Here is a 24277-nt window from a genome sequence, read left to right on the forward strand (position 1 = left end):
CCGGACGCGGCGAGGAAGGCCTGCGGGTCTACCTCGCCGCGCGGCGCGCCGACGCGCAGGCGATGCACTGCCGGGCCGTCGGGCGCGCCGCGAGACGCGCGTCCCCGACCGGCCGGCCGCACGTCTCGCAGGTCCCGTACGTCCCGGCGTCGAGCCGGGCGAGCGCCGCCTCGGCCTCGGCCGACTGCTGCTCCGCCAGGCGCTGCAGCGCACCGACCTGCGCGCGCTCGAACGCGATCGTCGCGCCGTCGGGGTCGTGCTCGTCGTCGGCGTTCGAGTCCTTGGACGCCTCGACGATCCCGGCCACCTCGCCGCGCAGCGCCTCACGCCGCGCCTGGGCCTCGTCGCGCAGGGCGAGCAACCGCGCCCGCACGACGGCGTCGCGCGCCTCGTGCGCGCGGGTCGCGGCCGGCGCTCTGCTCGTCTCCCCGGAGCCGGGGTTGCCGGTGTCGGTCATCGTCAGGTCCAACGCGGGAACCGTGCCCACGCTTCCCGGTGAGTGCTGGGGGCGGCGAACCCGGTGGCCGTCCGCCGCGCGGCCTGTCGGTCCCCCGTGCGACGATCGGCGCGTGCCCGTCGTCGAGTCCTCCGTGGTCGTCCCCGTGGATCCCGCGACCGCTTTCGCGGTCTCGCAGACCACGGGAGACGTCCGTCTGCGCGGGTTCTCGCCCGCGCCGGGCCGTGACGTCGGACACCCCGGCCCGGCCGCGACCCGGGCGGTCTGGCGCTACGGCTTCACGTGTCGTCCCGCGTGGCTCGCGCCCGTGGCCGAGCGCGTGGGCTCGTGGCTCCTGGGCCGCGACGTCCGCCGCAGGATCGACGGTTTCGCGCGTGGTTGTGCGGACCCCGTGGTCGTCGCGGCCGCCCGTGGGCCCGCGTCGCCACCGTCCCCGGACCCCGGTCGCACACCCTCCGGACGGACCGCACCGGCCCCCGGCGCCTCCCTGCCCGGCACCTGAATCCGCAGGTCACGGCCGAGGTCACGGTCCGGCATCGCGCATGACAGGACTCGCTCCGGGATGGAAGAGTGAAAGTGCGGTTTCGCGCGAACCGCACAGTTTCCCCCCAGCGCCCCCGCATCTCGAAGAGGTATTCCCATGAGCACCGCGATCTTCTACGACCGCCACGGCGGGGTCGACGTCCTGCGCGTCGGCGACGAGCCCGTGCCGGCCCCCGGTGAGGGCGAGCTCGTCGTCGCGAACCGCGTGGTCGGGGTCAACCCGGCAGACGTCAAGAAGCTCGCCGGGGAGTTCGGTGGCAGCGACGAGCTCCCGCAGGTGCTCGGGTTCGAGGCCGCGGGGGTCGTCGAGGCGGTCGGCGAGGGGGTCGAGGGCTTCGCGGTGGGCGACGAGGTCGTGTGGAGCGGCACGGGCGCGCAGCGTGAGAGGTCGGTCGTCAAGGCGGCCAAGGCGCGGGTCAAGCCCGCGAACGTATCGTTCGAGCAGGCCGCGGTGCTCCCGGTCGCTGCGTCCGCGGCGTTCTCGGCGCTGGTCCAGGCGGGCGTCGGGGACAAGGACGTCGTGCTGGTGCACGGCGCGTCGGGCGGCGTGGGTTCGGCCGCGGTACAGATCGCGAAGGCGCTCGGTGCGCGCGTCGTCGGCACGGCGTCCGAGCGCAACCACGACTACGTGCGGGGGCTCGGCGCGACGCCCGTGGCGTACGGACCGGGCCTCGTGGACGCGGTCCGCGCGCTCCCGGACGGCCTCGCGGACGTGACAGCGGTCGTCGACACGGTCGGCTCCTCGGAGACCGTCGCGCAGACGGTCGAGCTCCTGGGCGCCGACGGGCTGGAGCGTGACGGGAAGCCGCGCGCCGTGACCCTGGTCGAGTCGCAGCAGTCGATCGCCGCGGGCATCGCGTCCAAGGTGTCGCAGAAGGGCGCGCTCGCGGAGGTCCTCGCGCTCGCGGAGGCCGAGCTGCTCACGTCCGAGATCTCGGCACGCTTCCCGCTGGCGGAGGCGGCGCGCGCCGTCGAGCAGGTCGCGGGCGGCCACGTGCGCGGCAAGGTCGTCCTGGAGGTCTGACCCTCCCTGGGGGCGCCCGAGGCGCGCGTGGGTGGGGCGTGGTTCGCTGGGTGTCATGCCGCCCCGCCCCGCAGTGCCCGACGACGCCGCTCTCCTCGTCGAGGTACGTCGCCTCGCGCTCGCGTTCCCCGGTGCGCAGGAGCGGATGTCGCACGGGCGCGTGACGTTCCGCGCGCGGCTCATCTTCGCGGTCTTCAGCGGCATGACGAAGGCGACTGCATCCGTGCCGGTCCGGCACTACCCGCGCTCGGTGCTCGTGAAGGTCGACCCCGCGGAGCACGCGGCCCTGTCGCAGGACCCACGGTTCTACGTGCCCGCGTACTACGGCCCGGCGGGCTGGCTCGGCCTCGATCTCGACGCCGCCACGGTCGACTGGCAGGAGGTCGCGGAGCTCCTCGACATGTCCTACCGCGAGGTCGCAGGCCCTCGGCTCGTGGCCCGGCTCGACGCCGAGGGGTCGCCGGCCGGGCGGTAGCCGATCCACCCTGACGTCCGGCAGACCTCACATGGTGTAGGCACCGAACGTCCGCGTGAAGGTTCCGGTCGACCGCGTCGTGAGCAGAGCCTCGACGGCGCCGTCCAAGAGGGCGGCCCGTCGGTCGCCGTCGGAGTCGGTGCGCTCGACGAACGGCCGGCCCACGAACGGGTTCTGGTGGTCGTCCGGACCGGGCATCAGCACCCACGCACCTCCCGCGGCGCCGATGAGGACCCTCCCGAGGTACGCGACGTACGCGGCCCGCACCACGCCCTGCGTTCCCCGCGCCAGGTGTCCGGCGTCGGCGTCCTCGAGCGCGACCTGGGCGAGGACCTCGAGCGACCGCGGCGACAGATCGAGCGACGGGGACCGCTTCACCCCCGCGCGAGACCGGACGACGTCGACGAGCGCGGGGACACGCTGCACCCACGCGTCGAGCTCGGGTGACCCCAGGCGGTCCGCGACGAGGCCCGGCACAGGCTCGCGCACGGGCTCCCAGCCCGGCCCCTCTGCCTCGCGCCGCCGCTCCACGGCGGCAGCCTGGCCGTCCCAGATCCGGGTCAGGACGTTACCTGTGCGCCGGGCGAGGATCGTCGTCATGAGGTGCACCGGGGAGACCGGCATCGGGCTCCTTGTGTCGAACCGGACCACGGGTCGCCCGGTGTAGATGAACGCCGGGTCGTGGTCGATCGACCATCCGCCACCCGCGAGGCGCAGGAACGTCTCCCCGATGTACCGCGTCGAACCGTCGATGAAGTCCGTGTCGTTCTCGTCGATGAACGCCTTCTTGTCGGGCCACCTGTCGAGGATGTACCGCTCGAGCGAGACGAGGGACTCCCGGGTGTACCCGCCGCTCCACTCCCGCGGGGTGATGAAGTCCTCGAACCGCGCCAGACGCGGGTGCATCGCCTCGAGCCAGGACGCGAACAGCTCGTCCTGCTCGAGCGTCATCGACCGTCCAGCGGGGCGGTGTTCGCCTGGGCGTGCGCAAGGCACCGCTCCAGGAGACCAGCGCGGGCCTCGCCGGCCGCCCGGGCGCTCTCGGTGATGCTCCGGCCCTTGTGGCTGGGCGTGGTGACGTCGAGCTCGGGCCGGGCGAACAGGACGTCGTAGAACGGGGCGAGTTCCTCGTCGGAGAACTTGAACGTCCGGGCGAGCGTCTGCAGCGGGGTTCCCCACCGGTCGCCGGTGTCGGCGTTGATGTCGGCGCCTCCCTCGAGCAGGCGTGTGAGCAGCGCGGGCTCGGCAGCGAAGTCGTGCGACGTCGCGCTGAGCAACACGTGCAGCGCGTTGGTGCCGCCAGAGGTCGCGGCCGGGTCGGCGCCGTCGTCCAGCAGGCGGCCGGCGATCGCAGCGCGGGAGGCGGGCTCGGGGTTGCGCAGGGCGTACATGAGCAGCGTCGTGCCCTGCCCGTCGGCCCAGTTCGCCAGGGACAGGTCGTAGTCGGCGAGGAACTCGGACTCGCTCTGTCGCACGCTGCGGTAGACCGCTGGGTAGCTCATGGAGCCATGATCACAGGCGCGTCCGACACGGGTCGAACAGCTACGGCGCAGCGTTGCATCGATGGTGCGCCCTCCGGAAGACGCTGAGTGCGGAGTAGTTGTCGTCGATGCGTCGCATCGACGACAACTGCTCCGCACTCAGCGGGAGGCGGGTGGGACGTGGCGTCAGCGCGTCCCGACCAGCTCCTCGTCGGCGGCCGAGGCCTCAGGCTTGTCGGACGCGTTCGCGGTCGACGGGTCGACGTCGGACGCGAGCGCGGACTCGTTCGACTCGTCCTCGTCGTCCGTGAACAGGTCCTCGACGTTCACGCCGTCGTACTGCTCGACGTCGAGGATGCCCTCACGCTTGGCCACGACCGTCGGCACGAGCACCTGGCCCGCGACGTTGACCGCGGTGCGGCCCATGTCGAGGATCGGGTCGATCGCGAGCAGCAGGCCCACTCCCGCGAGCGGCAGGCCCAGCGTCGAGAGCGTCAGCGTGAGCATCACGATCGCGCCGGTCAGGCCCGCGGTCGCCGCCGAACCCACGACGGACACGAACGCGATGAGCAGGTAGTCCGTGAAGGACAGGTCGATCCCGAAGAGCTGGGCGATGAAGATCGCGGAGATCGCCGGGTAGATCGAGGCGCAACCGTCCATCTTGGTCGTCGCGGCGAGCGGCACGGCGAACGACGCGTACTCGCGCGGGACACCCAGGTTCCGCTCCGTCACACGCTGCGTGACGGGCAGCGTGCCGATCGAGGAGCGCGAGACGAACGCGAGCTGGATCGCGGGCCACGCGCCCTTGAAGTAGCTCGTGATCTTCAGCCCGTTGGTCCGCAGGATCACGGGGTAGACGACGAACAGGACGAGCGCGAGGCCGATGTAGATCGCGGCGGCGAACGTCGCGAGCGGGGACAGGAGGTCCCAGCCGTACTCCGCGACGGCGTAGCCGATGAGGCCCAGCGTGCCGAGCGGCGCGAGGCGGATGATCCACCACAGGACGGTCTGGATGATCGAGAGCGCCGAGCGGTTGAACGCGAGGAACGGGTCGGCCTTCTTGCCCGACTTCAGCGCCGCGATGCCGATGATCAGCGAGATCACGACGATCTGGAGGACGTTGAAGGAGATCGAGGTCGAGGCTCCCTCACCCTGCAGCTGCGTGCGCGCCTGGATGCCCAGGAAGTTGCTCGGGATGAAGCCGTTGAGGAAGTCGAGCCACGAGCCGGAGCCCGAGGGCTCGCTCCCGTCGGCCGTCGACAGCGTCGTGTTGGCGCCCGGCTGGAGCACGAGGCCCAGGCCGATGCCGATCACGACGGAGATCAGCGCCGTGATCGCGAACCACAGGATGGTCTGACCTGCGAGGCGCGCGGCGTTGGTGACGTTCCGCAGGTTCGCGATCGACGCGACGATCGCGGTGAACACCAGCGGCGGCACGATCGCCTTGAGCAGCGTCACGAACGACGAGCCGATCGTGTCGAGCGTCGTGGTCAGCCAGTTCGGGACCTCGTCGGGGGTGCCTGCGCCGGACACGGGGCCCATCGACAGGGCGACCCAACCCAGCACGACGCCGAGGACGAGCGCGACGAGGATCTGGACGGTGAAGGAGGGGAGCTTGACGCGGCGCTTGGGTGCGGGGGCACCGTTCGCGGACTTCTCCGGCGCGGTGGTGGCCGCGGCCTGCGAAGAGGAGGAGGAGGGCACGGTTCTGCTTTCTTCGTCACGGGCACGTGGGGTGCCCAGGGATCGCGAGGATCGCGAGAGGGAGGGAGTGCAGTCGTCCCGGCCCGGGAGGTGAGGGAAGCCCCGACGCGACGACCGTGCCCCGCGGACGGGCGCACGCGCTCCACGGCGCAGATCCCCGCGCTCTGCGAGGCAGGGCGCGGCGGCGTGCCGACGTCAGGAGGGTGGGGAGGACTGCTGTGCGGGCCTGGGGCCCAGCGGTTCAGTGGGTCAACAACAGAGCGCGCTGGCGACTCGTCGCAGATCGACGTCACGGCGCGCGGTGAAGTTCCACCGGTTCAGCAAGGATTCGACTCCCGTTCGGGCCGGCCCGGGGGCCGGCGGTGCAGGCGATCGTCGCCCACGGCTACCGATGGTAGCCGAGGAGGGAACGTCGTCGGGCCACGGCGCTATTCCCTGGGACGCCCCGGGACGGCGCGTCCCTCCGTGCAGGGCGCGTCGCGCGTCCCGTCAGGGCGCGTCGATCCGCAGCGGGGCGAGGTCCTCCGGGACGGGCGAACGTCCCGGGCCCCCGGCCCGTACCCACCGGTGGAGGGACGCGCTCGACGCGTCGCCGGCCAGACGCTCGAACCAGACGGGCCCGTGCTCGGCGCGCGCTGCCGGGGCGGGACGCACCACGACCACGTCACCGCGCTCGCACGCGTCGAGACAGTCGACGAGCGTGAGCCCGGCGTCGCCCGACGCGGCGATGGCCTCGACGCGCGCGAGCTGGCCACCGGGCAGCGGGTCCGAGGTCCCGAGCGTCTCTCCCACGCACAGGCGGCAGACGGTGAGGCCGGGGACGGTCCTGCGCCGTCGTGCGGTCGCTCGTCCGCCGCTACTCACCGGTGTTCGGCGCGTCGAGGAAGGCCTTCAGGAGCGGACCTGCCGTGCCCGACCCGCTGTCCCCGGTCTCGACGAACACGGCCACGGCCAGGTCCCCCTGGATCGCGATCATCCACGCGTGCGCCTGGTTGCCGTCTCCGTACTGCGCCGTCCCGGTCTTCGCCCCGACCTCGCCGGGCAGGTCCGCGAGCAGCTTCGCGCTGCCGTCGGTGACGACCGAGCGCATGAGGCTGCGCAGCGTCGCGGCCTCGTCGGCCGTGAGCGCCGACGGTGTCGGGGTCTCGGCCGCGGCGGGTGTGACCTCGGGTCGCACCAGGACGGGCGAGACCCGCTCCCCCTTGGCCACGCTCGCCGCGAGGGTCGCCATGCCCAGCGGCGAGACCTCGACCTTGCCCTGCCCGATCATCGACGCGGCGTGCTCGGTGCCCCCTGCCTCGGCCGGGACGGAACCGAAGAACCCGGGAGCCCCGAGAGCGGCTTCGACGCCCAGGCCGAGGTCCGCGCCGGCGTCGTGCAGAGCCTGCTGCGAGACCGCGTCGCGCTGGGCGATCATCGCGGTGTTGCACGAGTTGGCGAACGCGGTGCGGAACGGCACGTCGCCGATCGCGGCCTTCGGGAAGCCGGGGACGTTCTGGAACTCTCGGCCGTCGACCGTGATGGTGGGGGTGCAGGACACGACCGTCTCGGGGGTCATGCCCGCGCGCAGCATCGCGAGCGCCGACGCGACCTTGAACGTGGAGCCGGGGGCGTACTTGCCGGTCGTCGCGGTCGACGTCCCGTCACCACCCGGGCCGCTCGCCGCGGCGAGCACGTCCCCGGTCGAGGGCTGGATCGCGACGATCGCGCTCGCCGACGGGACGCCGGCCAGCACGGACTCGGCCGCGATCTGCATGTCGGTGCGCAGCGTCGTCGCGAGCGGCACGCCCGCGACCGGTTCGACCGTGAAGACGTCGGTGACGTTCTCGACCGGGTCGGGCTCGCCGTCTCCGTCCAGGTCCACGCCGGTGTCCTGGCCGGCGCTGCCGTCGGCGACGACGCTCACCGTGATCCCGGGCGTCCCGCGGAGCTGGACGTCGTACTGCCGCTGGAGCCCCGACAGGCCGATCGTGTCGCCCGCGACGACCTGCCCCTCGGACTCCTCGACGGCCTCGGCGGTCGCGTCGCCCACGCGGCCCAGGATGGCCCGGGCGAAGGTACGGGTCGGCGCGAGGTCGAGCTGACCGTCGACGACCGCGGCGCCGTCGATCGCGCGCACCGCCCCGACGTCGATGCCCGCGGTGTCGTCGGTACGGACCACGATCGCCTCGACGAACGCCTTCTCTCCGGCCCCGGCGACCTTCTTCGCGTACGCCTCGGCGTCGATCCCGACGGCGGCGCCCACCTCGCGCGCGACGGCCTCCTGGCGCGCGGGATCGAGGTTCATCTTGTCGACGCCGATGCGGTAGACGGGTCGCGACTCGACGATGGGTCCGCCGTCGGCTCCCAGGATCTGGGCGCGCTCGGCGCGCACGCGGGTGACGGCCAGGCGGTCACCGTCCTTGAGGTCGGGGACCAGCACGTCGGGTTCCCACGCCACGGCCCACTCCTGGGCTCCACCGTCCGGCGAGTCCTGGAGCAGGAGATCGACCGTGGTCTCGTAGGTCCAGGGCGTGGTGTCCGTGACGTTCCAGGTGTAGGCGAGCGTGGCGGTCGCCTGCTTGCCCTTGTCCTCGCCCTCGGTGGCGACGTCGACCTTGGCGACCGTGACCGTGTGGTCGGTCGCGGCCAGCGGCTCGAGCACCGCGTCACGGTGCGCCGCGACGTCGAGGTTCGGCTGGGTGAACGCGACGTCCGCGAAGTCCCCCTCGGCGATCGCGGCCGCGAGGTCGTCGGCTGCGCCGTCGGGGCTGGGTGCGTCCTCGCTGCACGCGGTGAGCGTCAGGGCGAGCACCGCCAGTGCGGTCGGGCCGAGCGCCCTGGCAGCGAGGCGTCGCGCCCCGATGCGCCTGTCGACCAGCTGCGTGCGAACCACGTGCTCCCCCTCGGTGCCCTGCGGCAGACGGTCCGCCGACGGGTCGGCGGAAGAGTTGACCCGGGCGTCCTCGCCCGCCTGCGAGGCTAGCCCACCCCCACGCGGGAGCGTGGCCACGGCGCGCACGTCTTCCCCGGAGCATCACAGGTTCTCCGCGTACGCGGTTCGCCGCGATGCGGTTCGCCGCGCCGGGACGCCGGGCCCTTCCTACAGTGGAGACGACCGGAGGAGGCACGGATGCCGAGGATCCGCACGGACCGGGGGCTCGACCGCCTCGTCAACTTCACCGACGCGTCGGTCGCGATCGCGATCACGCTGCTCGTGCTCCCCCTGATCGACCTCGTCACCGACGGCGAGGAGCACTCGGTCGCGTCCCTGTTCTCCGACGAGCGCGGGACCTTCCTCGCGTTCGGGATCAGCTTCGTGGTCATCGCGAACTTCTGGGTGGGTCACCACCGGGTGTTCGAGCACCTGCGGGACTACTCGAACGCGATGCTCTGGGCCAACTTCCTGTGGCTCGCGAGCATCGTGTTCATCCCCTTCACGACCCAGCTCCTGGCGGACGAGGGCACCGACGACCCGGCGGTCAACGCCCTGTACATCTCGGTGATGATCGTGACGACGGGCAGCCTGGCGCTCGTGGAGTGGCTGGCGGTCCGCGACCCCGACCTCCAGCGTCCCGAGGTCCGGGGCGAGCTCGAGGTGAAGGGCGCGCTCGTCGCGGTGCTGCTGCTGGTGGTGATCCTCGTGCTCGCGGTGGTCGCGCCGGGGATCGGGATGTTCTGGCTCTTCCTCCTCTTCCTGTCCGGGCCGTTGACCCGGTTGGCCGGGCGGCGCAGGGCCGGCCGGACGGACGAGGGGGCCGGGAAGGACGGCCGGGCCCCGTAGGGTCCGCTAGGCCGACGCCGTCCGCGCCGCCTCGCCCATCCGGCGGACGGCCTCCGTCAGCACCTCCTGGCTCGTCGCCAGGTTGAGCCGCACGTGCCCGGCTCCACCCGGCCCGAAGTGCCGACCGTCGTTGAGGGCGACCTTGGCCCGGTCGAGGAAGAAGCGGTACGGGTCGTCCGAGACCGACGACGCGTCGAGCCACGCGAGGTAGGTGCCCTGCGTCGGCTGGTAGCGGACCTGCGGAAGCTGCTCGTCGAGCAGGTCCGCGAGGAGCAGCTTGTTGCGCCGGACGCCGCGCAGGACCGCGTCGAGCCACGGGGTGCCGTACGAGAGCGCGGCGGCGTGCGCGATCACGGAGACGTGCCCGACGCCGTGCACCACCTCCTCGGGGATGCGTCGCAGGTCGTCGGCCGCCTCGGGTCCGCCGACCGCGACGGCCGCCTTGAGGCCGGCGAGGTTCCACGCCTTGGAGGCCGAGAGGACCGCGATCGCGTTCTCGGCCCCCGCGACCGTGACGATCGGCGTGTAGGCGACGCCGGGTGCGGTGACGGGCGCGTGGATCTCGTCGGACACGATGCGCACGCCGTGGCGGCGGGCGAGGGCAGCGAGCGCCTCGAGCTCCGCGCGCGTGTGGACGGTGCCCGTGGGGTTGTGCGGGTTGCACAGCAGGTAGACGGCGCGCCGTCCGCTGCCCGGTCCGGTCCCGTTGAGCGTGGCCCCGGTCGCGTCGGCGAAGGCCGCGTCGAGCGTGTCGAGGTCGAGGCGGAAGTCGGAGGTGAGCGGCGCGGTGACGACCCTGCGCCCCTCGTTCTGCGTGAAGCCGAAGAACGGCGGGTAGACGGGCGGGCTGACCACGACCGCGTCGCCCGGCCCGGTGAGGACCTTGAGGATCTCCATGAGCCCGAGCATCACGTCGGGCATCATGCGCGTACCTGCCGGATCGAACGACCAGTCCCAGCGGCGCTTCGCGAACCCCGCGAGGGCCTCGGCGTACGTGTCGCCGTAGTCGTACCCGGTGTCGCCCGACCGCATGGCCTCGGTCACGGCCTCGACGACGGGCGTCGCGAGCTCGACGTCCATCTCGGCGACCCACAGGGGCAGCACGTCGGGGGCGTAGGCCCGCCACTTGAGGCTGGTCCGACGGCGCAGCGCGTCCGGGGTGAGGGCGTCGAGCGGGTTGTCGGTCGCGAAGGGTGAGGTGGTCACGGGACCGAGCCTACGACGGCTGCTACCGGGGGGCGGGCGCACTCCGGATGGCTCGGGGCTCAGTCGGTGGACGGCCCGGCCCGGACCCCGGACCGCTCGAACACGCCCTTGGGCAGCGCGAGCGTGGTCGTGGGGGTCTTGGTCCGCTCGGCCGTGCCCGACTCGGGAGCCTGCTCGTCGTCGTCGGGCTGGGCGGGGCGCGCACGACGACCGTGCGCCGGGGGCGCACCCGCGAGCACGGACCGGGAGACCCTCATCACGACGAACGCGACGACCGCGAGCGCCACGACCCCGATGACGACCTTCTGCAGGACGCCCGCGTACTCCTCGACCAGGTGCCAGCTCTCGCCCAGCGCGAAGCCCGCACCGACGAAGATGCTGTTCCAGATGAGGCTGCCTGCGGTCGTCAGGAGGACGAACTTGGGCAGGGGCATGCGGTCCACCCCGGCGGGCAGCGAGATGAGGCTCCGGAAGATCGGGATCATGCGGCCGAAGAACACGGCCATGCTGCCGTGCTTGTGGAACCAGGCCTCGGTGCGGTCGACGTCCTCGAGCTTGACGAGCGGCAACCAGCCGATGATCCGGCGCGTGCGCTCGCGCCCGACGAGCGCGCCCACGTAGTACAGCGCGACCGCACCCACGAGCGACCCGACCGTCGTCGCGGCGACGGCGGCGAACACGTTGAAGCTGCCGCGGCTCGCGGTGAAGCCCGCGAGCGGCAGGATGACCTCGCTCGGCAGCGGCGGGAACAGGTTCTCGAGCGCGATGGCCAGGGCCGCACCGAACACGCCGAGCGTCTCCATGAGGGACACGGCCCAGCCCGCGACACCACCCAGGTCGGGATCGCCCGCGGCGGCCACGTGCACGAGGTCGACAGGGAGGTTCGCGAAGGGCATACGCAGACCCTATGTGCCCTGGACCGGACATTTCGACCTCGGCGAGGTCTCACCCGAGCACCTTCACGGCCTGTTCACGCGCGTGCGTCGCCGGACGGCCCGGAGCGCACGCCCGGTGGGGCCGGTCGTCAGTACCGCCAGCGCGACATGTCCTGCTGATAGGTCCGGTAGACCACGGGTGACAGCAGCGTCGAGGCCTGCATCTCGACCTCGGGTCCCGGGTGGTCGCCCGCGAGCGTCGCGGTCGCCCGCAGCGAGTCGAGCGTGTGGAAGCGCAGGCCCTCGGGAAGCGGTGTCGCGGCGAAGAGGCGCGCCCCGCCGTCGGGCCCGAGGGTCCCGTCCGCCGTGGCCTCGCCCTGCCCGGCGGGAGGGAGCGACAGCACGAAGCCCCACTCGCCGAACGACGGCACGTTGACCGACAGCGGGACCACGGTCCGCCCGGGCGAGCCCGCACGCACGGTCGAGGCGACCTGCCAGAACGCGTGCGGCGTGAAGTACGACGACGTCGCCTGGGTCGCGTACACGCCCCCGGGCCGCAGGTGGTTCGCGACCATGGCGTAGAACTCGGTCGAGTACAGCTTGGCGATGCGCTCGTTCGACGGGTCGACCAGGTCGATCAGGACCGCGTCGAACGTCTGGTCCGTGGTGTCCATGAAACGGAACGCGTCGCCGTTGACGACGCGCACGCGCGGGTCGTCGAACGAGTGCTCGTTGAGGTCGCTCACGAGGCGGTCGGTCCGGGCGAGCTCCGTCACGGCCGGGTCGAGGTCGACGACCGTGACCTCACGGACGCTCGGGTACCGCAGCACCTCGCGCGCGAGCAGCCCGTCCCCTCCCCCGAGGATCGCCACCGACGCCGGCGCCGCGACCGAGGTGAGCGTCGCGTGCGCGAGCGTCTCGTGGTACCTCGCCTCGTCGAGCGAGGAGAACTGGAGCTGGTCGCTCAGGTAGAGCCGGACGTCGTCGCCGAAGCTCGTCAGGACGAGCTTCTGGTAAGCCGTCGACTCGTAGTGGACCACCGGGTCCTGGTAGAGCCGGGTGTTGATCGCGCCCTCGATCGCGCTCGACGCCGCGAAGCACGCCACGAGGAACACGACCGTGAGCCGCGCGAGCCAGGTCCAGCGCGTGCGCCGCCCCATGCGCCGCAGCATGAACACCGCGACCAGCACGTTGAGCAGCGCGACCGCGTACGCCGTCCGCATGAGTCCCAGGTACGGGAGCATGACGAACGGGAAGAGCAGCGACGCGGCCAGCGCCCCGAAGTAGTCGACCGCGAGGACCTTCGACAGCAGCCCCACGGACTCGTCGCGCCCGTGCTCCTTGAGCAGCGCGACGAGCAGCGGGATCTCGACGCCGATCCCCACGCCGAGCGCGAGGGACAGCAGCACGAAGACGAGCCAGTAGACCTCGGTCAGGCTGAACGCCGCGTAGAGGATCAGGACCGAGCTGCCGCCCAGCAGGGCGAGCGAGACCTCGTTGCGCACGAAGTTCAGGCCCGGGTTCGTGGCCAGGCGCGTCGCGAGGAGGGATCCGATCCCCATGCCGAACAGCGTCAGGCCCGTCGCGACCGAGAACGCGACGACCGAGTCGCCGAACAGGTAGGACGCGGCCGTCCCGAGGATCAGCTCGTAGATGATCCCGCCGACCGCGACGAGCAGCGCGGCCGCGAACACGGTCGGCTTGTCCATGCCGCGGCCCGACGGCGGCGCACCCGCCGCGGGCGGCGCGTCCCCTGCGGGCGGCGCGCCTCCTGCGGGCGGCGCGTCCCCTGCGGGCGGCGCGGCCTGCGCGGCCTGGGTCTGCGTCTCGCCGGCCACGGTCAGGAGAGGATCGTCCCCGCGATGATGATGCCGATGGCGACGGCCAGCCCGGCGATCATGATCCCGAAGGCCGTGTTGTGCTCGTCGACGAGCTCGCGGTGCAGGTTGAGCTTGAAGAGGTAGTTGACGACGACGATCGTCAGGACGAGCAGGACGATGCCCAGCACCGAGTAGACGATCGTGGACAGGAAGGCGTCGAGGCGCAGCTCGGCGAGGCTCATGGTGGCTCCAGGGGTGGTGGGGACGGACGCTGTGCGAGGGGTCGTGCTCGGGTCGTGCTCGGGTCGTGCCTGGCGCCGGCTACTTGCCGAGGCCGCCGCCACCGCCGCCGTACACGGATCGGCGGTAGCAGGTCTGGTCGGTCGTGAGCGGGTCGCCGCTCGCGTCGTACTGCTGCTCGACCGTGCGGGGCGTGCAGTCGTCGTCGTCGACGTCGCGGTCCCCGCACGCGGAGAACAGGCCGATGCCCGCCGCGAGGACCAGGACGAACGCGACCACGGGGTTGACCTTGGTGTCGCGCGGCGCGACGCGCCTGCCGAAGTGGGCCTTCTGCCCCGCGACGTCCAGGACGGTGCCGTGGTAGAGGTCGATGACGCGGTCGTCGAACTTCTCGAGCGACAGGACCATGTCCTGGGTGCGGAGCTCGGCGTAGGCGACGCGCTGGCCCACCGTCAGGTCGTAGGTGAAGGACCCGTCGAGCGACGCGATGGTCCCGACCCCGACCTCCGTGACCTTCGTGCGGTACTTCTTCCCGCTGAGCGTCACGGTGACGACCTGGCCCGTGCGCATCCGCGTCGGGTCGAGGGCTTCCTCGGACTCCGCAGGGCGGTAGAGCGTGACGGCCTTCGTGTCGTGGTCGTACTCGACCCAGAAGTCGAGGTTCTCGTACCCGAGGACCTCCCACTCCTCCCAGTAGTACGTGACGCCGTCGCTCGGGTCCTGCTCGCCGTAGACGACGACTCCCTGCGGCAGCGAGCGCCACGGCGGCGCACCGATCAGGTGCTTGCCGAGCGACATGCGGGCCCGGGGTCGGCGCGCCCTCACAGGAGGGTCCGGACGGCGACGTCGGCCGCGGCGAAGGTCTCGCGCAGCAGGCTGCGCGTGTCCTCCTCGAAGCTGCCCGACGACGGTGCGCGGCAGGTCGTCAGGGTCACGTAGGCCGTGCCGTCCTCGGGCCACGTGTGGACCGCGAGGTGGGACTCGGCCAGGAGGGTCGCCATGCTGAAGCCCTGGGGCGCGAAGCGGTGCGAGGTCTCGCCGAGCGGGGTCAGTCCCGCCCGGTCGACGACCTGGGAGAGGCAGGTGCGGACGGTGGTCTCGTCGTCGAGGAGAGCGGGGTCCCCGCCCGAGATGTCGAAGACGTAGACGAGGTTGCGGTTGACCGGATCGGTCGGCACATGTTCTCCCTGAGCAGCGGCTGGCGGCGTCACGGTAGCGGATGCCTGACGTTCCCGAAAAATGCCGACCTCCTCTGGGACGGGGGCTCGCGCGGTCCGCTCGCCGAGCGCGCTCGGGCGACCCGGCCTAGCGTGAGTGACCGGGGCACCGGCGACGACGCCGGAGCCCTCTGCTCGTCCGCACCAGACGGGATGGCAGCACCCCGTCGCACCTCGACGTACCGCACGACTCGAACTCGGTCCGGCACCCGGCATCGCGTGCCGCCCTCCGGACCACAGCGATGGCGACCACGGAGGCGACATGACGAAGAAGCCGTTCAGCGGTGAGATCAAGCTCGACGTCCGGGACTCGACCCCGGACTGGGACGCGTTCCTTCCGCCCAAGGCACCGGCGGGCTCCCCCAACGTGCTCGTCGTGCTCTACGACGACACGGGCATGGCCTCGTGGTCGCCCTACGGCGGCCGGATCGAGATGCCGACCATGGACCGCCTCGCGCGGGACGGCCTGATCTACTCGCAGTGGCACACCACGGCACTGTGCTCCCCGACGCGGTCGACGTTCCTGACGGGCCGCAACCACCACCTCAACGGCTTCGCGACGATCTCCGAGTCCTCGACGGGGTTCCCCGGGTACAACTCCCACATCCCGCCGTCGAACGCCACCATGGCGCACGTCCTGCGTGACGCGGGATGGTCGACCTTCTGGGTCGGCAAGAACCACAACGTGCCGATCGACGAGTGGACGGCAGGGGCTTCGAAGAAGAACTGGCCCCTCGCCCAGGGGTACGACCGCTTCTACGGCTTCATCGGCGGGGAGACCAACAACTGGTACCCGTCGCTCGCCGAGGACAACCACTACATCGACCAGCCCTACCTGCCCGAGGACGGCTACCACCTGTCGAAGGACCTGGCCGACCAGGCGCTCAAGATGATCCGGGACGTCCGGCAGACCGAGCCCGACAAGCCCTGGTACATGTGGTTCTGCCCCGGTGCGAACCATGCACCGCACCACGCGCCGCAGGAGTACATCGACAAGTACAAGGGCCGGTTCGACGACGGGTACGAGGCCTACCGCGAGTGGGTCCTGCCGCGCATGGTCGAGCGCGGCATCCTGCCCGAGGGCACGGTGCTCACCGAGCTCAACCCCATGCCCGACGGGACCTTCTCCCCGACGGACGAGGTGCGCCCGTGGGCCTCGTTGAACGACGAGGAGAAGCACATGTTCTCCCGGATGGCCGAGGTGTTCGCCGGGTTCAGCGAGTACACCGACGCCCAGGTCGGGCGCGTCGTCGACTACCTCGAGGAGTCCGGACAGCTCGAGAACACGATCATCGTGTACTGCGCCGACAACGGCGCCTCCGGCGAGGGCAGCCCGAACGGCTCGGTCAACGAGGGCAAGATCTTCGGCGGCTACCCCGACGACGAGGCGCAGAACCTCACGATGGTCGACAAGCTGGGCACTCCCGACACCTACAACCACTACCCGACCGGGTGGGCCGCGGCCTTCTCCACCCCGTACAAGATGTTCAAGCGATACACCTACCAGGGTGGGGTCGCCGACCCCCTGGTCATCCACTGGCCCGCAGGCATCGCCGCCAGGGGCGAGGTCCGCCACCAGTACCACCACTCGACCGACATCGTGCCGACGATCCTCGAGGCGTGCGGCGTCGAGTTCCCCGACACGTACAACGGTGTCGCGCAGACCCCGCTCTCTGGGGTGTCGATGGTCCCGTCGTTCGGCGCCGCGCCGGACGCACCGACGAACAAGCAGACGCAGTACTACGAGATGTTCGGGCAGCGCGGCATCTGGCACGAGGGATGGAAGGCCGTCTCGGTGCACGGGCCGGTGAGCGGCAAGGGGCACTTCGACGACGACGTGTGGGAGCTCTACCACACCGAGGTCGACCGCTCGGAGTCGCAGAACCTCGCCGCCGAGCACCCCGAGAAGCTCGAGGAGCTCAAGGCCCTGTGGCTCGAGGAGGCCGAGAAGAACGACGTCCTGCCGCTCAACGACCTCCAGATCATCGGCAACCCCAAGGACTTCGAGACGTTCGTGGCCATGGAGTTCCACCAGCCCGCGCCTCCGAGCGGGCAGTTCGTCTACTACCCGGGCACGTCCGAGGTGCCTGAGCGGTCCGCCGCCAACACGCACGGCGTCTCGTACAAGATCGCGGCCGAGGTCGAGCTCACGCCCGACTCGCAGGGCGTGATCTTCGCCCACGGGTCGCGCTTCGGCGGCCACGCGCTCGTGATCAAGGACGGCCAGGTGCACTACGTGTACAACTTCCTGGGCATCCCTCCCGAGGACCGCGTCTCGGCCCCGGTGCCGACCTCGGGCAAGCACATCATCGGTGTCGAGTTCACCAAGGAGGGCATGGGCGAGAACCGCGAGGGCGTGGGTCCGCTCAAGCTCTTCGTCGACGACCAGCAGGTCGGCGAGAAGCGCATCCGCACGGTGCTCGGGCACTTCTCGCTCTGCGGCGAAGGGCTGACGATCGGACGCGACAGCGCCGACCCCGTCTCCTCGCTGTACGGCTACGGGTTCGACTTCACGGGCGGCGAGATCGCACGGGTCGTCTTCGACATCGCCGACGACGCCTACCTCGACCTCGAGGCGCACATGGCCGCGGCCATGTCGCGCGACTGACGCCCTGACCGCCCGGGGTGGTCGGCCTCGTGCCGACCACCCCGGGCGCCCCGTACCCGAACCGGTGAGAGGACCCCCGATGACCGCCCTCCCGTCCTGGCGCGACACCCCGACCCGCACGGCGATCCTCGACCTCGTGGCCGCGGTCACGACCGGTCCGGGAGCGCTCCCGGTCGAGGAGCGCGTCGCGGTCTTCGACAACGACGGCACCCTGTGGGCCGAGAAGCCCATGCCGGTCCAGCTCCACTTCCTCGTCGAGCAGTGGGCGCGGGCGGCCGCGACCGACCCGGACCTGGCGCGGACCGAGCCGTACCGGGCGGCGTCGACCGGGGACCTCGCCTGGCTCGGCGCCGCGATCGACAAGCACTACGCGGGCGACGACTCCGACCTCCGTCCTCTGATCGCGGCCGTCGTCGCGGTCCAGGAGGGCCGGTCCGTGGGCGAGTACGCCGACGAGGTCCGCGCCTTCCTCGACACGGCGGTCCACCCGACCCTCGGACTCCCGTACCGGTACGCGACCTACCAGCCCCTGCGCGAGCTGCTCGACCTCCTGCGTGAGCGCGGCTTCACGACGTACATCACCTCGGGCGGCGACCGCGACTTCATGCGGCCTTTCACCGAGGACTACTACGGCGTGGCCCCCGAGCAGGTCGTGGGATCGAGCCTCGGGCTCGCCTTCGACGAGGAGAAGGCCGACGTCGTCTACGGGTCGACCTTCTCCTTCCTGGACGACGGCCCCGAGAAGCCCGTGCGCATCTGGAGCCGGACCGGCCGACGGCCCGTGCTCGCGGTCGGCAACTCCAACGGGGACGTGCCGATGCTCGCCTACGCGGCCGGCCACCCCCAAGGCCTGGCCCTGCTGGTCCGTCACGACGACCCGGACCGCGGGGACCCGCCGTACGACGCGGGCGCCGAGCAGGCTCTCGCGACGGCAACCGCGCAAGGATGGACCGTGGTGAGCGTGCGGGACGACTGGGCGCAGGTCTTTCCCGTCCCCCCGGAGGGCTCCGCACACGAGACGCGTCCGGGGCATCGGCGTGCGCCACGCCCCGATCCTCGGCCCGCGCACCCGTGACGACCGTCGCCCCTGCCGCGAGGGCTCGGCCCGCCCTCTTCCCGACCCTGCGCGGCTATCGCGCGGCCTGGCTCCGCGCCGACGTCGTGGGCGGGCTGTCGGCGGGCGCCGTCGTCGTGCCCCAGGCCATGGCGTACGCGACGATCGCGAACCTGCCCGTGGGGTTCGGGCTGTACACGTGCTTGGTCCCGCTCGTCGTGTACGCGCTGCTCGGCGGTTCGCGGACCCTGAGCATGAGCACGACGTCGACCATCGCGACGCTGTCGGCCTCCACGCTGCTCGCGGCCGGGGTCGCGGCCGGCGCCGACGACCCCGCGCGGGCCGTGTCCACGCTCACCCTGCTCGTCGGTGCGCTGCTGCTGCTCACCCGGGTGCTGCGGCTGGGCTCGCTCGTCGAGAACATCTCGCAGGCCACGCTCGTGGGGATCAAGGCAGGCGTGGGTGCGACGGTCGCCGCGGCCCAGCTCCCCCACCTGCTCGGGGTGCCCGCCGACCCCGACGCGACGGGCTTCTTCCAGGTGCTCGGCTCAGCGCTCGGCCACCTGGACGAGGCGGTCCCGGCGACGGTCGCGCTCTCGGTCGGGAGCGTCGCGGTCCTGCTGCTGCTCGGCCGCGTCGCGCCCAGGCTCCCCGCCCCGCTCGTCGTCGTGGCCGTGGGCATCGCGCTCGTGGCGTTCGCCGGCCTCGCCGACCGGGGCGTCGAGGTCATCGAGCCCATCCCTCCGGGACTGCCGCTGCCCGTCCTGCCCGACCTGTCGCTCGTCGGGTCGATGCTCGCGGGGGCCGCCGCGATCGCGATCATGGCGTTCCTCGAGACGGTCGCCGTGGGGCGCGGTGTCCGCCGACCCGACGAGCCCCAGATCGAGCCTGACCGGGAGCTCCTGGCGAACGGGGCCGCGGCCGTGGTCGGGGCGTTCTTCCGCGCCATGCCCCCTGCGGGGGGCTTCTCGCAGACCGCCGTCAGCCTCCGGGCCGGGGCACGGACCCAGGTCGCCGGGCTCGTGACCGCGGCCCTCGCGATCCTCGTCGCGCTCTTCCTCGCCCCCGTGCTCGACGACCTGCCGCAGGCCACGCTCGGCGCGATGGTCGTCGTGGCGACCGTGAGCCTCATCAAGGTCGGCGACTTCGTGGTCCTGTGGCGCATCAACCGCGTCGAGTTCGCGGTCGCGGCCGTGACCACGGGGATCGGCCTCGTGGCCGGGCTGCTGCCCGCCGTCGGGGTCGGGGTCGGGCTCACGCTCGTCCTCGTGCTGCGCGAGCTCGACCGGCCTCGCGTCGTCCCGCTCGTGCGTGCCCCGCAAGGCGGCTGGGCACCGGTCGACCGCGGCACGGCCGAGGGCGACGACTCCGAGGAGGACGCCGCAGTGACGCGCGAGGTCGCGCGCGAGGCGGCCCTGGAGTCGGGCATCGCACCCGGGGTCCTGGTCCTGCACCTCGACGCCGGCCTCTACACCGCGAACACCCGGCCCACCGTCGAACGCATCCTTGCCCTCGCCAGGGCGAGCGCCCCGACGCCGCGCGCCGTGGTCCTGGAGTCCGGCGCCCAGCGCGGCGTCACCTCGACCGTGCTCGACGGGCTCGCGGACCTCGACCGGCAGCTCGCCGGGATCGGCTGCACGCTCCTGCTCGCACGCGTCCCGGCCGAGACCGCGGCCCGGGCCGGGGCCTCGCCGTGGTTCGCTGCCCTCGCGACCGACGGTCGCCTGCTGCCGAGCGTCGACGCGGCGGTCGCGGCCGCCCAGGCCCTGTCCCCTACGCCCCGGTGACCAGGGCGTCGAGCCGTCTGATCGGGTCCCAGGCGCCGTCCTCGCTGTTGGACACGACCGCGATCGTCACACCGGGCTCGCCGCCCTGCCCGGGGTAGTGCTTCACGATCGCGCTCGACCCCGTGTTGATCCCGTCCTTGGACAGCGACCGGACGCTCCCGTCCGCGGTGACCTCGATCTCGAGGCCGAACGCGAAGTGCACCGCGGTCGCCTTGCCCGGCGGGGCGTCCGGGATCTCGTGGTGCAGCGCCTGCGGGCTCAGGAACGCGTCCGTGAGGTCCGGCGGCAGGAGCTCGCCCGCCCGGACGGCGTCGAGGAAGCGGACCAGGTCTGCCGCCGTCACGTGCGCACCGCCGTCGGGCGAGCCGATGGGCGGGTAGCTGTAGATGTTCTGCCGCCACCCCACGATGGGCGCGTCGCCGTCCGCGACGGGAGCTGCGCCGTCGCCCGCGTCGCCGTCGGGCGCGTCCGCGCGGACGGGCTCCCAGCCCTCCGCGACGTCCGGGACCGCCTCGCGCATGTCGAAGAAGCCCGACGACGCCATGCCCGCGCGCGCGAACACGTGCTCGCGGACGTAGTCGCGGTAGGTGAGGCCCGTGGCACGCTCCAGTGCCAGCCCGGCCAGGACGTACCCCACGTTGCAGTACCGGCAGCCCTCGCCCACAGGGAACGTCGGGGTCTTGTGGACGAACTGGGGCAGGAAGTCCGCGGTCTGCGTGACCGAGTAGTTCGGCTTGTCGACCCACAGGGCCTCATAGGACTCGCCGGCCTCCTCGTCGGCGTCGTCCGCGATGCCCGAGGTGTGCGACAGCAGGTGGCGCAAGGTCGCCTCCCGGGGGATGCGGGTCCCCTCGAGGTCGACGTGGTCGTGGATCGAGGCGTCCAGGTCGAGGGTTCCGGCCGCGACCTGCTGGAGGACCGCGACCGAGGTGAAGAGCTTGGTCACCGACGCGACGTCGAAGCGCGTCGAGGTCTTGACCGGCACACCCCAACGCCGCGAGGCCAGGCCGTAGGCCCCCTCGAACAGCTTCTCGCCCTCGCGGGAGACGAGCACGACCCCCGAGAAGTCGTCCCCCGCGGCAGCCTGCCGGAGGTGGTCGTCGAACGCCGCGAAGGATCCTGTCGTGAGGCTCATGCCTTCGACGGTAGGCCTCACGGGACGTGTCGAGCCAGGGCATTGTGGGAGTGGCAGGATCGCAGGATGGACCTCGAGGACTTTCTGGAGCACGTGAACCGCGGCGAACTCATCGAGGGCGGGTCCGCACGGCACGAGTTCATGCACGGAGCGGCCCAGGAGGCGCTGCGGTGCGTCGCCGATCTCAACTCCGGGTACCGCACGCCGGACGAGGTGCGCGGTCTGCTGTCGCGGCTGACGGGAGTCGTCGTGGACGAGTCGGTCACGGTGTTCCCGCCGTTCTACTGCGAGTTCGGCAAGAACCTGACCCTGGGCAGGGACGTCTTCATCAACAGTGGCTGCCGCTTCCAGGACACCGGTGGCATCACGATCGGGGACGGGACCCTCATCGGGCACGGGAGCACCCTGACGACCCTGAACCACGCCGTCGACCCCGCCCGCCGAGCGGACATGATCCCCGCACCGATCAGGATCGGACGCAAGGTCTGGCTGGGGGCATCGGTCACGGTGGTCCCGGGCGTGACCATCGGCGACGGTGCGATCGTCGGTGCCGGAGCGGTCGTGACCAAGGACGTCCCGGCCGACACGATCGTCGCCGGGGTGCCTGCGAAGGTCCTGCGCCCCACCGGTTTCGACGCGTCGCTCGGCTGACGTCCGCGCCGCCCTACCCGAAGGAGAACCACCGTGCCCCGTCCTCGTCTCGGCGTGATCGTGCCGCGCGACCTGCCGATCACCGACCTGCTGCCGTTCGTGTCGCGCGCCGAGGAGATCGGCCTCGACGAGGTCTGGGTGGTCGAGGACTGCTTCTTCCGGGGTGGGATCGCGCAGGCCGCGACGATCCTTGCGCGCACGGAGTCGATCCGCGTCGGTATCGGGATCCTGCCGGCCGCGGTGCGCAGCCCCGCCATGACGGCTCTCGAGGCCGGGACGCTGGCCGAGCTCCACCCGGGGCGGCTGCTGCTGGGGATCGGGCACGGGATGCCCGCGTGGATGCGGCAGATCGGGGTGTGGCCGGCGAGCCCCCTGACGCTGCTGGAGGAGACCACGAGCGCCGTCCGCTCGCTGCTGCACGGCGAGCGGCTCAGCACCGACGGACGTTACGTACAACTCGATGACGTCGCGTTGTACAGCCCTCCGGCTGTCGCCCCTCCCGTCCTCAACGGGGTGCGCGGGCCAAGGTCCCTGGAGGTCTCGGGCCGCGTCGCCGACGGCACGATCCTCGACATGCCCGTGACGCCCGAGTACCTGAGCGTGGTCCGCGCGGCCGTCGAGCGCGGCCGCGCCGCAGCCGGACCGAGCGCCCCGCCCGAGCACACGCTCGTCGCGTTCGCCCTCGCCGTGGTGCACGACGACGTCGCGACGGCCCGCGAGATCGTCCGGCCCGCGCTGGCCACGTTCGGCGCCGCGGACTGGACCGCGCAGATCGACCCGCTGCCGTTCGCGACCGAGTTCCGGGCGCTGCGCGACTCGACGTCGACACCGCAGGAGTTCTCCCGGGCCATGCCCGACGAGTGGGTCGACCAGCTCGCGATCGTCGGCCCGCCCGACGTGGTCCGCGCCCGGCTCGCCGCGCTCGAGGCGAACGGCGTCAGCAGCGTCGTCGTCGTGCCGACGAGCCCCGACCCCGGACGCCAGGACGACCCGTTCGCAGGACTCGACGCGCTCGCCCGGGTCGTGTCGCCCGCCGAGAAGTGAGTTGATGCCCCTGATCCGCGCAGATCCGGGGCATCAACTCACTTCTCGGCGGAAGCGGTCAGTGGATGAGCTCTCGCCAGTTCTCGGGGACCCGTTGGGCAGGCCCGGGCGTCGCCTGGTCCTTCGGGTGCGCGATCGGCGGAGCGAGGTCCGGCCCCTCGAACGACTGCTCCGAGACGTAGTCCCAGTACCAGTCCTCGCCCGGCTCGTACGTGCGCATGAGCCGGTGGCCGGTCTCCTGGTAGTGCGCCGTGGCGTGCTGGGAGGGCGACGTGTCGCAGCAGCCCACGTGGCCGCACTGCGCGCACCGACGCAGGTGCACCCACCAGCCGCCGGAGGACTCGCACTCGGCGCAGCCGGGACCGCTCGGCGGCACCGTCAGGTCGAGGGACTCCTCGAGGCCCGGGGTGCCGCCGTCGTCGGCCGCCGTCAAACCTGTGCCCCGACGCTGCGGACGACCGGCTCCCAGTCCTTGGGCTCGAGCGGCTCGGCGGGCTCGGCCGCGGCCCAGCCGCGGGCCGCCTCGATCGTCGACGAGAGCAGCTCGTAGAGCGCGTCGTCGGCGTCACGTGAGCCCGCCTCCGAGATGCCCTGGACCGCGGCCGCGACGATGCTCGGAGCGGCGTCGCGCGCGAACCGTGCGGGACGCAGCCGCGACCCCTTGCAGAACGACTCGGCCCACGCCGCCGTGCGGGGCACCATGTTCAGGGCGTCCTGCGACTCCTGCGTCCGGGTGCCGGGCTCACGGCCCTCGAGCTGGTCGAGCATGCGCTCACCCGCGATGATCGCGACCGCGAGGACGTCCTGCCGGTCGCTCGGCGAGACGGGCAGCGCCGTCTGGGCCGCGCGCAGCGAGATCCACACGCTCCACCGCGGGTCGTCGGACCGCAGCCCGATCACGGACGGGATGAGGATCGCCAGGCGTGGCCTGGCCGCATCGCTCGTGAGGTCGTTGACCGCTCGCGCGAGCATCGCGACCAGCGGGTGCGTGCACTGGGGATGGTCGCTCCAGCGCTCGCCGGCCAGGTACGACGCGAGCTCCATGAAGCACGCGCCCTTCTTCGGGTTGCGGTGCTTGCCGCGTCCTAGCATGGGTAGCACGTCGTACGTCGATGTCACGAGGGCACCTCCATCAAGGGGTCCGGTCCATTCCAGTCTGCGACCGGCACCCGTGGTTGGCAACGGGTGGGGGC

At 72.1% G+C, this 24277-nt stretch carries 24 protein-coding genes; 9 read left to right on the top strand and 15 right to left on the bottom strand.

The window, feature by feature from the left end; translation table 11 throughout:
* Nucleotides 1-28: 28 nt before the first annotated feature.
* On the bottom strand, nucleotides 29-457 hold the full coding sequence (locus JOD48_RS18915; protein WP_204810103.1) for a TraR/DksA family transcriptional regulator: 429 nt from the start codon (nucleotides 455-457) through the stop codon (nucleotides 29-31).
* Between the two features lie 112 nt (nucleotides 458-569).
* Here JOD48_RS18915 and JOD48_RS18920 point away from each other — a divergent pair, with 112 nt between their 5' ends.
* The 3 genes from JOD48_RS18920 (at nucleotide 570) to JOD48_RS18930 (ending at nucleotide 2499) form a co-directional block, all read left to right on the top strand.
* Nucleotides 570-959, top strand: a complete 390-nt coding sequence (locus JOD48_RS18920; protein WP_307824262.1) for a hypothetical protein — start codon at nucleotides 570-572, stop codon at nucleotides 957-959.
* Between the two features lie 138 nt (nucleotides 960-1097).
* Nucleotides 1098-2024 carry a quinone oxidoreductase family protein gene (locus tag JOD48_RS18925; protein ID WP_204810105.1) on the top strand — a complete coding sequence of 309 codons (927 nt, stop codon included), beginning with the start codon at nucleotides 1098-1100 and terminating at the stop codon, nucleotides 2022-2024.
* Between the two features lie 55 nt (nucleotides 2025-2079).
* Nucleotides 2080-2499, top strand: a complete 420-nt coding sequence (locus tag JOD48_RS18930; protein ID WP_204810108.1) for an MmcQ/YjbR family DNA-binding protein — start codon at nucleotides 2080-2082, stop codon at nucleotides 2497-2499.
* Between the two features lie 27 nt (nucleotides 2500-2526).
* Here JOD48_RS18930 and JOD48_RS18935 read toward each other — a convergent pair whose 3' ends face one another.
* From JOD48_RS18935 to JOD48_RS18955, 5 genes are all read right to left on the bottom strand, one after another.
* Complete coding sequence (locus JOD48_RS18935; RefSeq protein WP_204810110.1) at nucleotides 2527-3450, bottom strand: hypothetical protein; 924 nt, start codon at nucleotides 3448-3450, stop codon at nucleotides 2527-2529.
* Nucleotides 3447-4001, bottom strand: a complete 555-nt coding sequence (locus JOD48_RS18940; RefSeq protein WP_191790109.1) for an ankyrin repeat domain-containing protein — start codon at nucleotides 3999-4001, stop codon at nucleotides 3447-3449. Before JOD48_RS18940 ends, JOD48_RS18935 begins: the two co-directional genes overlap by 4 nt.
* Before the next feature lie 165 nt (nucleotides 4002-4166).
* Nucleotides 4167-5684, bottom strand: coding sequence for a dicarboxylate/amino acid:cation symporter (locus JOD48_RS18945; RefSeq protein WP_204810112.1), 1518 nt, complete (start codon nucleotides 5682-5684; stop codon nucleotides 4167-4169).
* 489 nt (nucleotides 5685-6173) lie between these two features.
* Nucleotides 6174-6476: a beta/alpha barrel domain-containing protein gene (locus JOD48_RS18950; RefSeq protein ID WP_307824263.1), complete on the bottom strand. Its 303-nt coding sequence runs from the start codon at nucleotides 6474-6476 to the stop codon at nucleotides 6174-6176.
* 64 nt (nucleotides 6477-6540) lie between these two features.
* A complete protein-coding gene (locus JOD48_RS18955) occupies nucleotides 6541-8559 on the bottom strand; it encodes a penicillin-binding transpeptidase domain-containing protein (protein WP_307824264.1) in 2019 nt (672 codons plus the stop codon).
* Nucleotides 8560-8796: 237 nt separating this feature from the next.
* Here JOD48_RS18955 and JOD48_RS18960 point away from each other — a divergent pair, with 237 nt between their 5' ends.
* Complete coding sequence (locus JOD48_RS18960; RefSeq protein WP_191790106.1) at nucleotides 8797-9447, top strand: TMEM175 family protein; 651 nt, start codon at nucleotides 8797-8799, stop codon at nucleotides 9445-9447.
* A 6-nt stretch (nucleotides 9448-9453) separates the two neighbouring features.
* Here the strand turns inward: JOD48_RS18960 and JOD48_RS18965 are convergent, their stop codons facing one another.
* The 6 genes from JOD48_RS18965 to JOD48_RS20270 all read right to left on the bottom strand — a co-directional run bounded on the left by JOD48_RS18965 (nucleotide 9454) and on the right by JOD48_RS20270 (nucleotide 14766).
* Nucleotides 9454-10653, bottom strand: coding sequence for a MalY/PatB family protein (locus JOD48_RS18965; protein ID WP_307824265.1), 1200 nt, complete (start codon nucleotides 10651-10653; stop codon nucleotides 9454-9456).
* 59 nt (nucleotides 10654-10712) lie between these two features.
* Entirely contained in the window at nucleotides 10713-11549 is an 837-nt protein-coding gene (locus tag JOD48_RS18970) for a DedA family protein (RefSeq protein ID WP_307824266.1), read from the bottom strand.
* Between the two features lie 128 nt (nucleotides 11550-11677).
* Nucleotides 11678-13366, bottom strand: coding sequence for a polyamine aminopropyltransferase (locus JOD48_RS18975; protein WP_307824267.1), 1689 nt, complete (start codon nucleotides 13364-13366; stop codon nucleotides 11678-11680).
* A gap of 2 nt (nucleotides 13367-13368) precedes the next feature.
* Nucleotides 13369-13590, bottom strand: a complete 222-nt coding sequence (locus tag JOD48_RS18980) for a DUF350 domain-containing protein (RefSeq protein ID WP_191790103.1) — start codon at nucleotides 13588-13590, stop codon at nucleotides 13369-13371.
* Nucleotides 13591-13669: 79 nt separating this feature from the next.
* Entirely contained in the window at nucleotides 13670-14386 is a 717-nt protein-coding gene (locus tag JOD48_RS18985; protein ID WP_191790102.1) for a DUF4178 domain-containing protein, read from the bottom strand.
* A 23-nt stretch (nucleotides 14387-14409) separates the two neighbouring features.
* Complete coding sequence (locus tag JOD48_RS20270; protein WP_191790101.1) at nucleotides 14410-14766, bottom strand: S-adenosylmethionine decarboxylase family protein; 357 nt, start codon at nucleotides 14764-14766, stop codon at nucleotides 14410-14412.
* 301 nt (nucleotides 14767-15067) lie between these two features.
* On the opposite strand from JOD48_RS20270, the gene JOD48_RS18995 reads away from it, so the two are divergent.
* The 3 genes from JOD48_RS18995 (at nucleotide 15068) to JOD48_RS19005 (ending at nucleotide 20254) form a co-directional block, all read left to right on the top strand.
* On the top strand, nucleotides 15068-17413 hold the full coding sequence (locus JOD48_RS18995) for an arylsulfatase (RefSeq protein ID WP_204810114.1): 2346 nt from the start codon (nucleotides 15068-15070) through the stop codon (nucleotides 17411-17413).
* A gap of 79 nt (nucleotides 17414-17492) precedes the next feature.
* The gene (locus JOD48_RS19000) at nucleotides 17493-18488 is read left to right on the top strand and encodes an HAD family hydrolase (RefSeq protein ID WP_204810116.1); all 996 of its coding nucleotides are present in this window, start codon (nucleotides 17493-17495) and stop codon (nucleotides 18486-18488) included.
* The gene (locus JOD48_RS19005) at nucleotides 18485-20254 is read left to right on the top strand and encodes a SulP family inorganic anion transporter (RefSeq protein ID WP_204810705.1); all 1770 of its coding nucleotides are present in this window, start codon (nucleotides 18485-18487) and stop codon (nucleotides 20252-20254) included. Before JOD48_RS19000 ends, JOD48_RS19005 begins: the two co-directional genes overlap by 4 nt.
* Here the strand turns inward: JOD48_RS19005 and JOD48_RS19010 are convergent.
* Nucleotides 20241-21389 (bottom strand): serine hydrolase domain-containing protein, encoded by a 1149-nt coding sequence (locus tag JOD48_RS19010; protein ID WP_204810119.1) that lies wholly within the window; start codon nucleotides 21387-21389, stop codon nucleotides 20241-20243. The genes JOD48_RS19005 and JOD48_RS19010 overlap by 14 nt on opposite strands.
* Before the next feature lie 66 nt (nucleotides 21390-21455).
* Between JOD48_RS19010 and JOD48_RS19015 the strand changes: the two genes are divergently transcribed.
* Both JOD48_RS19015 and JOD48_RS19020 read left to right on the top strand, forming a co-directional pair.
* A complete protein-coding gene (locus JOD48_RS19015) occupies nucleotides 21456-22040 on the top strand; it encodes a sugar O-acetyltransferase (protein ID WP_191790099.1) in 585 nt (194 codons plus the stop codon).
* Between the two features lie 33 nt (nucleotides 22041-22073).
* Nucleotides 22074-23084 carry an LLM class flavin-dependent oxidoreductase gene (locus tag JOD48_RS19020; RefSeq protein ID WP_204810121.1) on the top strand — a complete coding sequence of 337 codons (1011 nt, stop codon included), beginning with the start codon at nucleotides 22074-22076 and terminating at the stop codon, nucleotides 23082-23084.
* 58 nt (nucleotides 23085-23142) lie between these two features.
* Here the strand turns inward: JOD48_RS19020 and JOD48_RS19025 are convergent, their stop codons facing one another.
* On the bottom strand, nucleotides 23143-23517 hold the full coding sequence (locus tag JOD48_RS19025) for a UBP-type zinc finger domain-containing protein (RefSeq protein ID WP_191790098.1): 375 nt from the start codon (nucleotides 23515-23517) through the stop codon (nucleotides 23143-23145).
* Nucleotides 23514-24176: a hypothetical protein gene (locus tag JOD48_RS19030; protein WP_191790097.1), complete on the bottom strand. Its 663-nt coding sequence runs from the start codon at nucleotides 24174-24176 to the stop codon at nucleotides 23514-23516. The genes JOD48_RS19025 and JOD48_RS19030 overlap by 4 nt, the downstream gene beginning before the upstream one ends.
* Nucleotides 24177-24277 lie beyond the last annotated feature (101 nt).

The organism is Oerskovia paurometabola (assembly GCF_016907365.1).
GTDB classification, from domain to species: Bacteria; Actinomycetota; Actinomycetes; order Actinomycetales; family Cellulomonadaceae; genus Oerskovia; species Oerskovia paurometabola.

Excerpts from the sequence above, each read along its gene's own strand:
- JOD48_RS18995 (WP_204810114.1), top strand. The coding sequence starts at position 15,068 with ATGACGAAGAAGCCGTTCAGCGGTGAGATCAAGCTCGACGTCCGGGAC.
- JOD48_RS18970 (WP_307824266.1), bottom strand. The coding sequence starts at position 11,549 with ATGCCCTTCGCGAACCTCCCTGTCGACCTCGTGCACGTGGCCGCCGCG.
- JOD48_RS18960 (WP_191790106.1), top strand. The coding sequence starts at position 8,797 with ATGCCGAGGATCCGCACGGACCGGGGGCTCGACCGCCTCGTCAACTTC.
- JOD48_RS19030 (WP_191790097.1), bottom strand. The coding sequence starts at position 24,176 with ATGCTAGGACGCGGCAAGCACCGCAACCCGAAGAAGGGCGCGTGCTTC.
- JOD48_RS18925 (WP_204810105.1), top strand. The coding sequence starts at position 1,098 with ATGAGCACCGCGATCTTCTACGACCGCCACGGCGGGGTCGACGTCCTG.
- JOD48_RS19015 (WP_191790099.1), top strand. The coding sequence starts at position 21,456 with ATGGACCTCGAGGACTTTCTGGAGCACGTGAACCGCGGCGAACTCATC.
- JOD48_RS18915 (WP_204810103.1), bottom strand. The coding sequence starts at position 457 with ATGACCGACACCGGCAACCCCGGCTCCGGGGAGACGAGCAGAGCGCCG.
- JOD48_RS18935 (WP_204810110.1), bottom strand. The coding sequence starts at position 3,450 with ATGACGCTCGAGCAGGACGAGCTGTTCGCGTCCTGGCTCGAGGCGATG.
- JOD48_RS18930 (WP_204810108.1), top strand. The coding sequence starts at position 2,080 with ATGCCGCCCCGCCCCGCAGTGCCCGACGACGCCGCTCTCCTCGTCGAG.
- JOD48_RS18980 (WP_191790103.1), bottom strand. The coding sequence starts at position 13,590 with ATGAGCCTCGCCGAGCTGCGCCTCGACGCCTTCCTGTCCACGATCGTC.
- JOD48_RS19010 (WP_204810119.1), bottom strand. The coding sequence starts at position 21,389 with ATGAGCCTCACGACAGGATCCTTCGCGGCGTTCGACGACCACCTCCGG.
- JOD48_RS19000 (WP_204810116.1), top strand. The coding sequence starts at position 17,493 with ATGACCGCCCTCCCGTCCTGGCGCGACACCCCGACCCGCACGGCGATC.
- JOD48_RS18940 (WP_191790109.1), bottom strand. The coding sequence starts at position 4,001 with ATGAGCTACCCAGCGGTCTACCGCAGCGTGCGACAGAGCGAGTCCGAG.
- JOD48_RS18985 (WP_191790102.1), bottom strand. The coding sequence starts at position 14,386 with ATGTCGCTCGGCAAGCACCTGATCGGTGCGCCGCCGTGGCGCTCGCTG.